Origin of the sequence: Mesorhizobium carmichaelinearum, from assembly GCF_900199455.1 — a bacterium.
GTDB lineage: Bacteria > Pseudomonadota > Alphaproteobacteria > Rhizobiales > Rhizobiaceae > Mesorhizobium > Mesorhizobium carmichaelinearum.
The window spans coordinates 1-13,739 of sequence record NZ_FZQR01000068.1; the positions used below are offsets into that span (position 1 = coordinate 1).

Genomic DNA, 13,739 nt, shown 5'->3' on the forward strand with positions numbered 1-13,739 from the left:
TCGGCGATCACTTGCCGTTCTACCGGCAGGCCGAGATCTACGCTCGCCAGGGCATCCAGTTGGATCGCGCGACACTGGGCAATTGGGCTGGCCGAGCCTGCTTCCATCTCAAGCCCGTCGCCAGTCACATGAGCTGGCATCTGGCTGGCGCGGATCGTCTGTTCATGGACGAGACCACGGCGCCGGTGCTCGATCCCGGACGCGGCAAGGTCAAGAAGGGCTTCTTCTGGGCGATCGCTTGCGATGATCGCGGCCATGGTGGCCAAGGCCCGCCCATTGTGCTGTTCCACTATGCGCCGGGGCGCGGCGGCGAGCCTGCCGAACGCTTCCTCCAAGGCTTCGGCGGAGAGTTCCTGCAAGTTGACGCCTATGAGGGCTATGACCGGCTGACGCGCCTGGAACGGCCGCAAGGACCGTGGAAGCTCGTCCATTGCTGGGCCCATCTGCGCCGACGTTTTGTGAAGCTGGCGCGCAACACCAAGTCCCCGATCGCCGCAGCCGCCGTGCGCCAGATCGCCACGCTCTACGCCGTCGAGGCGACGGTGCGCGGCATGACGCCACAAGCTCGGCTCGCCGCGCGACAACAGCACTCCTCCCCGATCATCGCCGCCTTGAAGCCGTGGTTTGAAAAGCAATTGTCGATGATCTCCTCGGGTTCAAAGCTGGCCGAAGACATCCGCTATGGTCTTGCCTTGGCAAGGGCTCAATCACTCGCTTCCTCGACGACGGCCGGCTCGAGCTCGACACCAACCCAGTCGAAAACGCCATCCGGCCAGTATGCTTGACCAGAAAGAATGCTCTGTTTGCTGGCCATGAAGTCGGGGCCGAGAACTGGGCGCTGCTCTCATCCGTCGTGGCCACCTGCAGGCTCAACGACGTCAATCCCGTTGCCTACCTCGCCGAAACTCTCGACGCCATCATCAACGGCCATCCACAGAGCCAGATCGAGGAACTCATGCCCTGGCGATTCCGAAAAACGTCAAGCCCAAATCCATAGGCGATCGGCGAGGCGCTTACATTCGATGGCACTTTGCATGAAGATCACCCGATCGTCGGCGCCGGAGCGGCCAGAGGCCGGCCGCGCTCAACTCCGCGCCTGGTCCGGCCTAAACCATACGCCGCGCCGCGCCAACCCGCCGCCGAGCCCGATTGGCGTACCGTCGGCACGCCAGCACGCGGCGCCAGTCATCGTTCCGTCGGCCTCGAACTGAATCGCGCTCATGCCGCAGCCAAGGCTGTTAACCGCCGCCACATCGTGACCGCGGTCGCGCAATGCCGCGAGCACGCCTGCCGGCACGGAGACCTCGACCTTCACCCCACAGCCCCGCGTCCAGATCCGCGGCGCCTCCACCGCTTCCTGCACATTCATGCCATGATCAATCAGGTTCGACAGCGCTTGCATCACCGAGGGGAACATGTGCAGCCCGCCGGGCAGCCCGATCGCGTAGCGTAGCCTGCCGTCGCGCAGCACCATCACCGGAGACATCGACGAGGTCACGCGCTTGCCGGGTGCGATCGAGCTGGCGCGGCCCGGATGCGGATCGAACGAGGACATGTAGTTGTTCGGGATCATGCCGGTGCCCGGCACGATATAGCCGGCGCCGAAAAGGGCGCAGATCGTCTGGGTGCTGGCGACGACGTTGCCGAACCCGTCCGCAACTGTCAGGTGGGTGGTATGCGCACCTTCGCTAGGTGCCACCCCTGCGCTCCATGACTGGGCGCGGTCCATTTTGATGCGAGCCCTGCGCGCCGCTGCATAGTCCTTGGACAGCAGCTTGCCGATCGGCTCCGGGACGAACGCCGGATCGGCGGACGCCTCTGCCCTGTCGGCGAAAGCGATCTTGAGCACTTCGGCCAGCAGGTGCAGTGTGTCCGGCGTTGCGAAGCCGAGCGTGCCGATGTCATAACCCTCCACGATATTCAACGTCTGAATGATGTGCAGAGGGCCGAACGATGGCGCCGGCGGCCCGAGGACCTCAAAGCCGCGATAAAGCCCGCGCAACGGCTCGCGATCTACGGTGCGATAGCCCGTGAGGTCGTCGAGTGTCAGAAAGCCCTCTTCCTGCGCCATATGCTCCGCATAGTGTCGTCCCAGTTCGCCGCCATACAGGATGTCCGGTCCCTTGCGCGCGATTGATCGCAGCGTCTCGGCATAATCGCCGCTGACCAGGCGGGTCCCAGGTTGGATCGGCATGCCGCCGGGCAGATACAGTTTGGCGATTTCCGCATCGCGCGCGAGATCGGCCGCCGATTTGCAGACGCATTCCTGTAGATAGGGAGTCACACGAAAGCCACGCAAGGCGTGACGGATCGCGGGCTCAGTAACGTCGGCCAAAGAGAACGTGCCGAACCGGCGCAGCGTCTCGCACCAGCCCAGCAGGTTGCCGGGGGCGGCGACCGCGGTGGGGCCGATGGCGTTGCGACGGCCGATCGTGTCCCCAGTGCCGGGCGCGGCTTTCGGATCAGGCGTGTAGACGGTCGGGCCGGTCGCGAGCGGTGCGGTGCTCATACCGTCGAGCACGTGATGCGTGCCGTTTGCGAGGCGGATATGTGCTATGCCGCCACCCAGCACCCCCACCATCATCGCCTCAACCACCGAAAGGGTGAACAAGGCCGCGATGGCAGCGTCGATCGCGTTGCCGCCTGCAGCGAGCATTTCTGCCCCCGCGGAGGAAGCGAGCGGGTGATTGGTCACCACCATGCCACGCGAACCGGTCGCCGGTTGTTTCTCACAAGTGAAGGCGGCGCCCGCATGAGGACGCCAGTCAGTATGCCGCATCATCAACCTCCGTTTACGGACCTGCAAATAGCGGCATGGTGATATTGTCAGTCATGTCACACTCCGCCATTCGGCACGACGGCTACCCGCATGAACTACTCCCTGATGTGGCGTTGTCACCTTAACTTGATGGGGAGCGCGAAGTATCGATTTCAGGCGGCTGCAGTCGCGGCTTTCCACTCGGCTATGGCGGTAAGTCGGTTGAGATGTATCTGGAAGGCGGAGTGTTGCTGGTGGACGGAACGAAGTGGTTTCGGAGAACTGAGAGATCGACACGAACCGTTGCAGGCCTCTTGATGATCGAAAGCCCTGCATGATGTTCTCACGCTTTCGCAGTGGCACATGTGAATTCTCGGCGCGGTGTTCAGGCCTTTGTGCGATCGATGCTCGACGTTCGGCATAACCTGACGCCGCGCCGCGCAATAGGAGCGTAGCTTGTCGGTGATCATCCACTTCGGCGCGAAGCCCTGCTTCTTCAGAAGCCGCGGCAGCAATCGCTTGGCTGCCTTGTTGTTGCGGCGGGCCTGAACGATCTCGTCAAGCACATAACCGTCCTGGTCGACGGTACGCCACAACCAGTGTTTCCTGCCGGCGATGGTGATGACCATCTCGTTCAGATGCCACACATCGTTCCGGCTGGGCTTCTTGCGGCGAAGGCGACGCGCATAGTCGGAACCGAATTTGTTTCCCCAAGGGCGGATCGTTTCATAGGAGACTACAATGCCGCGCTCCAGCAGCATTTCTCCGACAAGGCGCAGGCTCAGCGGAAACCGAAAGTGGAGCCGCACCGCATGGGCGATGATCTGAGGTGGGAAGCGATGGCGCTTGTAGCTGATGGGCAAGCTGTTCATGCAAGTGTGTCTATCGCGAGGCTCCTCATAGCCGTTACCGTGACATCGCCAGCGAGATCACTGCAAGGTAGGAACTCGCAATAAAGCGAGAGTTGTGGTCTAGTTGGGAATCTCGCGATAAGTTCACATCGTCGGCTGCATAAATATCCGTTGGTCATCGGATTGTCGCTTGCGGCGACTGGGGGTCGCGTACCCAGCTCTGGCTATGACTGATCATTCGGATCCTCCAGGCGAACACTTGTGCGGCCTCGTGCCGCGTTTGACGAAAGAGGACCGATCAAAAGTCGTGCCAATTGCGCCGAGGGACCCCCAGAAAACGCCTTTCGTACGCCTGTTCAATGACTTAACCCACAGCGCAGCAAGCAGCCAAGGCGAAGATGTTGTGTCGCATATTCGACAGGGTAGCGTCGCCTTAACATTTTCGGCGGACTTTACGGGCATGAGCGGGCCCGGACCGGACAAGTTTATCCGATTGAACCGCTCCGGGTTTTCCGGAGGCCGTTTCGTTTGAGTCACGCGGCTATGGCTGGTTCATCCAGCATGGCGTAGTAGCGTTCCTCGGCTTCGGCCGGCGGGATGTTGCCGATGGGCTCCAGCAGCCGGCGATTATTGAACCAGTCGACCCATTCGAGCGTAGCGAACTCGACGGCTTCGAAGTTACGCCATGGCCCGCGTCGATGGATCACCTCGGCCTTGTAAAGACCGTTGATCATTTCGGCGAGAGCATTGTCGTAGCTGTCGCCGACGCTACCTACCGAAGGCTCGACGCCGGCCTCCGCCAGGCGCTCGGTATATCGAATGCTGACATATTGGGCGGATTCAACCGGTCGTCGCAACAGCCTCGATCATATCTTGTTTGAGTAACTGGTCGAGAGCCTCTGCAGGCGTGCGCCAGCTTAACGTCTTGCGGGGCCTGGTGTTCAGAGCACGCGCTACAGCGCTGAGTTCATCGGGCCCTGCTGGCTGAGATCCGTGCCTTTCGGAAAGTACTGGCGCAGTAAGCCGTTGGTGTTTTCGTTGCTTCCGCGCTGCCAAGGGCTTTGAGGGTCGCAGAAGTAGATCGCGAGGCCAGTGTCGATCCGGAGTTGTACATGCTGGGCCATCTCCGCGCCCTGATCCCAAGTCAAGGATTGGCGGAGGTGTGCGGGTAAATCCATGATGGTCCCGGCGATGGCATCGCGGACCGCTTCGGCACCATGCCCGGCAAGAGCCGGGCCGTTTTTGACAGACTTGTCCTTGCCGTGGCGTTCCATGCGCGGCAGGTGCAAGAGCATTGTGAACCGTGTTGTACGTTCGACCAGCGTGCAGGTCGACGGGGCGATCGGCAGCACCTTGCAGATCGGCTCGACCCCATGCGCCTGGCGGTGATCGTCGATGAACGCGATCATGGCTTGAACCGGCGGTCGAGCTCCGCCTGGGCAAAATACGCGGAAGCCTTGCGAAGGATCTCGTTGGCCTGGCGAAGCTCGCGGTTCTCGCGCTCCAAGGCCTTGAGTTTCGTTGCCACATCCGTAGGCACCCCGGCGCGCACGCCACTGTCGCGCTCAGCCTTCTTCACCCACTCATGCAGCGTCTGCGCCGTGCAGCCGATCTTGGCCGCGATCGACAAGACCGCAGCTCGTGATCCAGAACCAGCCGCACCGCACGGGTCCGGACTTCGGGAGAGAACTTGTTGGTCGTCTTGCTTGTCATGGCTCCACCTTCTCAGGAATTGGAGCCTCCGAGCAACCCGGTGCGGTTCAGATCATCACTATTCAAGAGGCGGGGCTGGATGGCTTCTGGATCCATCGGGCTCTTGAGAGCGACCGCATTGAAAGCTACGTTGTCGATCCAGCCTCGATTGCGACTTCGCGCCGCCGTCGGCGCGCAAAGACCGACAGGATCGATGGAGAGGCTCTCGTCCGCGCTTTGTTGGCGTACATCCGCGCTTTGTTGGCGTACAAACGTGGCGAGCCGCGCGTGTGTGCGATGGTCAAGGCTCCAACAGATGAAGAAGAGGACCGCCGCCGTATTGGCCCTGAGCGCAAGACGCTCATTAACGAACGGATCCAACACGTCAATCGTCTCAAGGGTCTTTTGTTTGCACAAGGTGTCGGCAACTATGAGCCCCTGCATGCAATCGCCGGGAACGGCTCGATAACCTCATGACAGGGGGTGGCCAACCATTGCCGAAGCATCTGAAAGCACAGATCAGTCGGGAACTCGACCGGCTCGAAATGCTTCTGGAACAGATCAAAACCGTCGAGGCTGAACGCGATGCCCTCTTGGTCTCTGTTCAGAATGATACCGCGGGGGTACCTGCGTATGCAGCGATGCTGATGGCATTGAAAGGGGTCGGGCCGGAGTTTGCCACTGTTCTTTGGTCAGAGGGGTTAAATCGGAACTTTGCAAATCGACGGGAGGTTGCCGCGTATGCCGGTTTGGCACCTACCCCTTGGCGAAGTGGATCAATTGACCACGAACAACCATGACCAACGCGGCCCTTCTCAATCACCGTGACCTGATGCCCCTCGCGCGCAAGCATAAGTGCGCAACTCACGCCAACCACACCACCACCAATGATGGCCACACTACGTTGTTCAACCAAGGCCAATCCCCTCTTCTCAGTTGCTGGTCAGACAGACAGGCCACTCCAAAATGATGCATGCGACCTTCGTACACCAAATCATGGAGAATTGATATAGTTCATTCACAACAGGGATGGCCGTAATGAACTATTGCACGCACAAGTTCTGCCCACGTCCGGTCGTCTCGATGTTGGTCAGGAAATCGCGCAGGAAAGGACTCAAACGGGCTCAGAAACGAGGCACAACAGCATCGTAACATTACCCGACGGTCGATTTGGGTATGCGATGAGTGGGCATGACGACTATTGCCCGTGATCGACTTTATCGCCGCTCTGATGTGATTGCCCATGCGGTCCTGGCTTTATTTCCGGTTTCCTCTCAGCTTGCGAATGGTCGAAGATCTGCTGGCTGCCCGTGGCATCACGGTCTCCCACCAGACGGTGAAGCTTTGGGCGGAGAAATTCGGAAGGCACTTTGCCAATGACATCCGCAAGCGCTCAGCCGGAAAGCTCAGCGACAAATGGCACCTCGACGAGGCCGTCATCACCATTCGGGGAAAGAAACACTGGCTTTGGCGTGCGGTCGATCAGGACGGTTTCGTTCTCGATGTTCTGGTGCAAAGCCGCCGCAATGCCAAGGTTGCCAGGCGTCTGATGCGAAAGCTTCTCAAAGGTCAATGCCGCTCGCCGCGTGTGATGGTCACTGACAAGCTTCGATCCTACAGTGCGGCCAAGCGCGATATCATGCCGGGCGTCGAGCATCGCTCACACACAAGGGCCTGAACAAGCGCGCTGAGAATTCTCACCAACCGGTCCGACGGCGGAAGAGCGCTATGAAGCGGTTCAAGTCAGCCCGACAGCTTCAGCGCTTCCTCTCCACCCACGATCCCATCGCCAACCTGTTTCACATTCCTCGCCACAACATTCCATCTGACCATCATCGCGAGCTGCGAGGATCTGCGATGCAGATGTGGCGCGAAATCGCCCGTCTTCAGAGCACCTGATCCTAGAGAGCCGCAGACGGCTCTGTGCCGGTCGTCGCTAAGTTTACAATATCCGTTTTAGCCTATCGCATAGTATGACTGATTGGACTGCCAGCGTATTTACGTCACCTACACTGTTTGGTGCGGTTAGTTCCGCTGAAAACTGACCTAGATGTGCCATCCGGATGGCGATCACCTCCGTTCAACCCTCGATCGCGGAGCCGCAGGCACTCGTATCCAGCCCTCTGTAAATCCCGCCCTGCCGGTGGGGAGGTGCACCGGCAGGGCACGCCGCGCGAAAGTCGCGGCCGCATGGCGGCCGGACAGCAGCGGCAGACTGTAGCTTTGGATGGCGAACCTCTTCGACTCATGCCGCCGGCAACGATGATATCCGCCCGCCGGCCGCAATCTTCTGCATCACAGAGCCATCCCGCGCAATCTTGAACCAAAGAGCTTGTTTATGCCCCAAGCTGTCCTTTTGACATGTCGCCGCCTGACGCGCCGGGTTTTAGTTTGCCTCAGGGGCATAACCTGACTGATGATCGCCCATGCATCTGCCAAGCTCGACATGACGGAATCGACGGCTTTGAAGCGGAGAGGCCGCATGGCCACCCCTACCCTCTTCGATGACGTCGAAGGCGTCCTGGGAGCTCATGATCGGCCATCGCAAATAAACCTGAAGCCATCGCGTTAGGACGATGGGCACTCACGGCGCCAGGATCGTCTCGACCAGTTTCACCCACCAACCGATGCCGTAAGGCAGTGCCTCATCATCAAAATCAAACGCCGGGTTATGACATTGAGCGGTCGGTCCGTTACCAACGAAGATGTAGGCTCCCGGCCGCTCCTGGAGCATATACGCGAAGTCCTCCGCGCCCATGGATACTCTGACTGCATCGTCGACGGATGATGTGCCCACGAGATCTCGTGCCGCCGTAACGGCCACCTTGGTCTTCTCTGGGTTGTTGAAGGTAGCCGGAACGGAGCGCATGTACTTGAATTCGATATCCGCACTGAATCCCTGAGCAATACCTCTGGCGACGGCCGGAATCTCGCGCTCGGCGAAGTCTTGCAGGGTAGATCCGAGCGTCCTGACGGTTCCGGAAATGGCAACTTGATCGGGAATGATATTGTAGGCCTGGGCGGCACTCAGCTTGGTGACGGATATCACAAGCGCCTCCAGGGGATCGGTCCTGCGGGAAACCAGGGCTTGCAGACCTAGAATGATCTGGGCTGCGATCACAACGGGATCAATGGTGCGATGCGGCGTAGCCGCATGGCCGCCAGTGCCTTTAATGATGATATCGAAATCATCTTGCGAGCCCATGATTGGACCAGGGCGAATGCCGAACTTGCCGATGTCAATGCCCGGCGCAATGTGCATGCCATAAACCTCGGATATGCCGAAGCGATCCATAATGCCTTCTTGAACCATCCTTAGGGCGCCCGACGGAAGTTCCACTTCTTCCGCTGGTTGAAAGATCAAGGCGACAGTGCCCTTGAAGTTTCGGGTAGCCGCCAGATGTTTCGCTGCACCCAAGAGCATTGCCGTGTGACCGTCGTGGCCACACGCATGCATATTGCCGGGTATTTTCGACGACCAGGGTTTGTTTGAAGCCTCAACGATTGGCAGGGCATCCATATCCGCCCTCAATCCGATTGTGGGCCCGTCTCCGCCCTCGCCTTGAACCAACGCGACGATGCCGGTTTCAGCAATTCCCGTCTCGATGTGATTGATACCGAACGAAGCCAGTTTCTCGGCCACAAACCTCGCTGTGTTCTCCAACCGATAATCCAACTCCGGATTCTCGTGGAGGTAGCGGCGCCACTCGGTCGCCTCGCGCTGTAGCTCCTGGAAAGTTTCAATGCTTGTCATGCTGCATCAGCCCTTTTGAAATGCATTCTGCGGACCCACTTTGCCAGCCACGTTCTGCCGTGAAATGGACGGCGGTTATGTGAAGGGCCGTCTTGAGCGCGGGATAGCAATCCAAGCCTTCCGCTCGCTCAATAGGAAGAGAACTGTTTGTCCACCGTCGCTGAGAAGATTGGTGCAGGAGCGGGTCCGTGTGACGCCAAACTGCACCGACTGCTGAAACATATACGACAGAAAGCGGTACGGTTTGAAATGGGCACAGCTTTTTCCAGGTAGGTCTCCGATAAGAGGTGGTTGGCTTCAAAGAGCAACGGGATCGCCGCCGCTCATGCCGGCTGAGGGGTTAAGCCGATCTTTTCGATCGCATACACTGCCGCTGCCTCGTCGTTATCGGAAGTATCGCCCGTAATACCTACGGCGCCGACCAGGTCACCGGCTTTGTCGCGTACCAGAACGCCACCAGGAACGGGCACGATCCTCCCGCCCGACACGGCAGTAAGTCCAGCTACGAAATGCGGCCGGTCGGCCGAAGCCTTGTCGAGCCAGCGGGAGCCGAAGCCGACGGCCAGCGCACCGTAGGCCTTGCCGGTTGCGATCTCAAAGCGGAGCATCGATGCTCCGTCCTGCTTCTGGAACGCGATCAGGTGACCGCCGGCGTCGAGGACCGCAACGCTCAGTGGCTTCAGGCCCCTCTCCTGAGCTGCGGACTGCGCACTCGCGATGATCATGTTGGCGGCTGCCAGATTCAGTGCACTCATGTCAGTTACCTTCAGCACGTTCGCAAACGGTCCTCGCCTTTAGCTCCAGCCTGCGCGCGTGCAGCACCGGTTCCGTGTAGCCGTTAGGCTGGACACGGCCCTGCAGGACGAGATCGCAGGCGGCGAGGAAGGCGATGGAATTGTCGTAGTCCGGCGCCATCGGCGTGTAGAGCGGATCGCCTTCATTCTGGCGGTCGACCACTGACGCCATGCGCTTCATGGTCTCCATCACCTGCGTCTGCGTGCAGACGCCATGATGCAGCCAGTTGGCGATGTGCTGTGAGGTGATGCGCAGGGTGGCGCGGTCCTCCATCAGCCCGACATCGTTGATATCAGGCACTTTCGAGCAGCCGACGCCCTGGTCGATCCAACGCACGACATAGCCGAGAATGCCTTGCGCGTTGTTATCGAGTTCGCGCTGGATCTCGTGCGGCGTCCAGTTCGGCCGCACCGCTACCGGCACCGACAAGATGTCATCGAGCTTGGCCTTCAGCCGGCTCTTCAGCGCCGCCTGGACGGCATGAACATCGACCTTGTGATAGTGGGTGGCATGCAGCGTCGCCGCCGTCGGCGATGGCACCCAGGCGGTGTTGGCGCCGGCCTTGGGATGGGCGATCTTCTGTTCCAACATCGCCGCCATAAGGTCGGGCATCGCCCACATGCCCTTGCCGATCTGGGCGTGGCCGGCCAGCCCGCATTCCAGGCCGGTATCGACATTCCATGCCTCGTAGGCGGAGATCCAGGCGGCCTGCTTCATGTCACCCTTGCGGATCATCGGCCCGGCCTCCATCGAGGTATGGATCTCGTCGCCGGTGCGGTCGAGGAAGCCGGTGTTGATGAACACGACGCGCTCTCTTGCCGCGCGGATTGCCTCCTTGAGGTTGACGGTAGTGCGCCGCTCCTCGTCCATGATGCCCATCTTGATGGTGTTTTTGGGCATGTCGAGCAAAGCCTCGACGCGGTCGAAAATCTCGACGGCGAAGGCGACTTCCTCCGGCCCGTGCATCTTGGGTTTCACGACATACATCGAGCCGGCGCGGGAGTTCATCCGCCGTCCATTCGCTCCGACATCGTGCAGCGCGATCAGCGCCGTCATTGCCGCATCCATGATGCCTTCGGGCACCTCGTTGCCGTCGCGGTCAAGGATCGCCGGATTGGACATGAGGTGACCGACATTCCTGACTAGAACCAGCGAGCGGCCGGGCAAGGTGAGTGTGGCGCCGCCTGGCGTGGTCCAGGCGCGGTCGGGGTTGAGCTTGCGGGTAAACGTCTTGCCGCCCTTGCTGACCTCTTCGGCGAGGTCGCCCTTCATCAGGCCGAGCCAGTTGCGGTAGATGACGACCTTATCTTCGGCATCCACCGCCGCGACCGAATCCTCGCAATCCTGGATGGTGGTCAGCGCCGATTCCAGCACGACATCGGCGATCCCTGCCAGATCGGTCTTGCCGATCTGGTTGGTGCGGTCGATGACGATCTCGATGTGCAGGCCGTTCCTAACCAGCAGCACGGCCTCGGGATTCTCAGCATCGCCGCGATAGCCGACGAACTGCTTCGGGTCGGCAAGCGTCGTGACGCCGGCACCCTCGCCCAGCTTGAGCATGCCGTTTACAATCGAAAGCCCGTTGACGCCAGCCCATTTGCCCGTCGTGAGCGGCACCGACTCATCGAGAAAGCTCTTCGCCCAGGCGATCACCCTGGCGCCGCGCTCGGGATTGAAACTCCCGCCCCTTTCCGCGCCGCCGGTCTCGGGAATAGCATCCGTTCCATAGAGCGCGTCATAGAGCGAGCCCCACCGTGCATTGGCGGCGTTCAGCGCATAGCGGGCATTCATCACCGGCACCACCAGCTGCGGCCCCGCAACCACCGATATCTCCGGGTCGACGTTGTCGGTGGTCACGCTGAAGGCCGGCCCTTCCGGAACGAGATAGCCGATCTCCTTCAGAAAATCCTTGTAGGCGTCCATGTCGACGGGCGCGCCATTGTCGCGATACCAGCGGTCCAGCCTCTCCTGCATGGAGTTGCGCTGTTGGAGCAGCACCCGGTTCTTCGGCGCGAGATCGTGGACGATCGAGGAAAAAGAGGCCCAAAAGGCCGAGTTGCCGATGCTGGTTCCCGGCAAGGCTTCGTCGCGGATGAAGTTGTGCAATTCCCGCGCGATCTTCAATCCCGCAATCTCAACCCATGTCGCATGAACAGGTTTCCGGCTCATTGCCCGCCTTCCTACGCTGCCAACCGAGCGCCGACGGGAAGGTCTGCCGCAACGGCCTGGACCAGTATGGCGGAGGTCGCAGCCGACAGGGTCCAGCCTAGGTGGCCGTGGCCGGTATTGTAGAATACACCCGGCGCACATCCCTTCCCGACGCGAGGCATCATGTTAGGCATCATCGGCCGCAACCCGGCCCATGGCACGACCCGGGTGGTCGTAACACCCGGGAAGAGTGTCCGCGTCCACTCGATCAGCGGCCTCACCCGGTCATCCCGAATGTCTCGGTTGAGGCCATTGAACTCAGCGGTGCCCGCCACCCTGAAGCGACCAGCGCCGAGGCGGCTAGTCACGATTTTTGCTCGGTCATCCAGTATGCTCACCCAGGGCGCGGCCGCCTGTGCCGAGGGATCATCGAGGTCGACAGTGATCGAGTATCCTTTAACCGGATAGATGTTGAGGCGATCGCCGAGCATGGCCGCAATGTCACGGCTGTGCGAGCCCGCACATACCACGATTCCATCAGCTTCAATGACCTGTTCGGCGCTTTGTCCGCCAGTGCAATGGGTTGAATAGGTCAGCCGGAATCGATTGCGCCGCTCGAACGGGTCACCGTCGCGTCGTAGAGGAAGGTGCCGCCGCGCCTTGTACAGGCCTGGGCTAGCCCCGTGGTGTATTTGTGGATGTCACCGGTCGAGTCGGATGGCGTATAGAAGCCACTATGAAAGTCACCGTGCAGGGCCGGTTCGATTGCAGCGATCTCGGCCGCAGTCACGGGTCGCCGGTCCAGCCCGCCTTCAACCAGCATATCGTTTACTTTCGTGGCGTGGTCGAAGCCCATCTTGTCCCAGTAGACATGAAGGATGCCGCGGCGGACATGATCAAAATCGATGTGCTCCCGCTCCGCAATCTCGAACATGTACTTGCGGGCGGCTATCGCCAGCCGTGTGGTCGCAACGGTGTTCTCGCGATACCGGGGGATGTTGGCCACGAACTCGGCGAGCCAGCTGTATTTGTGCCACGAGGGCGCCGGGTTCATCAGCAGCGGCGCGTCGCGCCGGACCATCCACTTGAGCCCCTTTGAGGATGGTGGACCAGTGGTTCCAGACTTCGGCATTGCTGGCCGAGAGCTGGCCGCCATTGGCGAATGAAGTTTCCATGGCAGCATAGCGCTGCCGCTCAACCACGGTCACATCGTAGCCGTGCTCCAAAGGGCATACGCCGTCGAGACACCGGCGATACCGGCGCCAATCACAACAATCGCGGGCATTTCACTCTCCAGACAGAACAGTGGTTGCAGGGCGGAGGCCCTGCGCCAAATCCCCAAATCTGTCCCGCTACCTGAGAGCTTAACCGGACAGCGGTCCGGCTTTCCCCTTCGGTGGACGCTCAGGGCGCCTCTCTCCAGATCGTTCGGCGATACGGTCACTTTTGCCTGAGAGTTTCCTTGGGGGGTTGCTCCGTCGGCGTCAGCACTTGCTGATCTCTCCCGTCTCGCGTGTTGAACGGCACTGTTATAGGATGACCCGCTGCACTTTCGCATCCAATCAGTTTGCTACAGTGAAACGACGAACCAATCTCAGTGGGTCTCTGAAACGGCTAGACCACATGTTCGCCTGAGGTAGGGCGACCCGTCTCACAGTATGCAGGTTATCGAGGGTTGCGCTGGATATCCCGGCGCCGAGCCTCATGCATAGGAGACGGGCCATGGACGAGCATATCACCT

General features: G+C 60.4%; 6 protein-coding genes, 8 pseudogenes, 1 riboswitch and 1 other annotated feature. Of the genes and pseudogenes, 4 read left to right on the top strand and 10 right to left on the bottom strand.

Annotated elements, in window-relative coordinates:
* Positions 1 to 785, top strand: a 785-nt coding sequence (tnpC, locus tag CKW40_RS41040; protein ID WP_280175436.1) for an IS66 family transposase, incomplete at its 5' end; no start/stop codon positions are given.
* Positions 707 to 997, top strand: a complete 291-nt coding sequence (locus tag CKW40_RS45155) for a transposase domain-containing protein (RefSeq protein ID WP_280175437.1) — start codon at positions 707 to 709, stop codon at positions 995 to 997. The genes tnpC and CKW40_RS45155, both read left to right, overlap by 79 nt.
* 87 nt (positions 998 to 1,084) lie before the next feature.
* Here the strand turns inward: CKW40_RS45155 and ggt are convergent, their stop codons facing one another.
* The 5 genes and pseudogenes from ggt to CKW40_RS41065 form a co-directional block, all read right to left on the bottom strand.
* Positions 1,085 to 2,779 (bottom strand): gamma-glutamyltransferase, encoded by a 1,695-nt coding sequence (gene ggt, locus CKW40_RS41045; protein ID WP_095205250.1) that lies wholly within the window; start codon positions 2,777 to 2,779, stop codon positions 1,085 to 1,087.
* Between the two features lie 152 nt (positions 2,780 to 2,931).
* Positions 2,932 to 3,630, bottom strand: a pseudogene (locus CKW40_RS41050) (IS6 family transposase).
* Positions 3,631 to 4,142: 512 nt separating this feature from the next.
* A pseudogene (locus tag CKW40_RS41055) lies at positions 4,143 to 4,466 on the bottom strand (integrase core domain-containing protein); the annotation flags it as partial.
* Positions 4,450 to 4,934, bottom strand: a pseudogene (locus CKW40_RS41060) (IS30 family transposase); the annotation flags it as partial. The pseudogenes CKW40_RS41055 and CKW40_RS41060, both read right to left, overlap by 17 nt.
* Positions 4,935 to 5,322 (bottom strand): annotated as a pseudogene (locus CKW40_RS41065) (transposase); the annotation flags it as partial.
* Positions 4,944 to 5,060 (bottom strand) — a sequence feature (AL1L pseudoknot). It overlaps the preceding pseudogene by 117 nt.
* Before the next feature lie 51 nt (positions 5,323 to 5,373).
* Here CKW40_RS41065 and CKW40_RS41070 point away from each other — a divergent pair.
* Positions 5,374 to 6,095: pseudogene (locus tag CKW40_RS41070) on the top strand (transposase); the annotation flags it as partial.
* 20 nt (positions 6,096 to 6,115) lie between these two features.
* Here CKW40_RS41070 and CKW40_RS41075 read toward each other — a convergent pair.
* Positions 6,116 to 6,199 (bottom strand): annotated as a pseudogene (locus CKW40_RS41075) (FAD-dependent oxidoreductase); the annotation flags it as partial.
* Positions 6,200 to 6,492: 293 nt separating this feature from the next.
* On the opposite strand from CKW40_RS41075, the pseudogene CKW40_RS41080 reads away from it, so the two are divergent.
* A pseudogene (locus tag CKW40_RS41080) lies at positions 6,493 to 7,200 on the top strand (IS6 family transposase).
* A 685-nt stretch (positions 7,201 to 7,885) separates the two neighbouring features.
* On the opposite strand, the gene CKW40_RS41085 reads toward CKW40_RS41080, so the two are convergent.
* The 4 genes and pseudogenes from CKW40_RS41085 to CKW40_RS41100 form a co-directional block, all read right to left on the bottom strand.
* The gene (locus CKW40_RS41085; protein WP_095205247.1) at positions 7,886 to 9,055 is read right to left on the bottom strand and encodes a M20 aminoacylase family protein; all 1,170 of its coding nucleotides are present in this window, start codon (positions 9,053 to 9,055) and stop codon (positions 7,886 to 7,888) included.
* 323 nt (positions 9,056 to 9,378) lie between these two features.
* Positions 9,379 to 9,810 (bottom strand): GlcG/HbpS family heme-binding protein, encoded by a 432-nt coding sequence (locus CKW40_RS41090; protein ID WP_095205248.1) that lies wholly within the window; start codon positions 9,808 to 9,810, stop codon positions 9,379 to 9,381.
* 1 nt (position 9,811) lies between these two features.
* Positions 9,812 to 12,019 carry a malate synthase G gene (locus CKW40_RS41095; RefSeq protein ID WP_095205249.1) on the bottom strand — a complete coding sequence of 736 codons (2,208 nt, stop codon included), beginning with the start codon at positions 12,017 to 12,019 and terminating at the stop codon, positions 9,812 to 9,814.
* A gap of 11 nt (positions 12,020 to 12,030) precedes the next feature.
* Positions 12,031 to 13,283: pseudogene (locus CKW40_RS41100) on the bottom strand (D-amino acid dehydrogenase).
* A gap of 142 nt (positions 13,284 to 13,425) precedes the next feature.
* Positions 13,426 to 13,515: riboswitch (glycine riboswitch) on the bottom strand.
* Positions 13,516 to 13,739 lie beyond the last annotated feature (224 nt).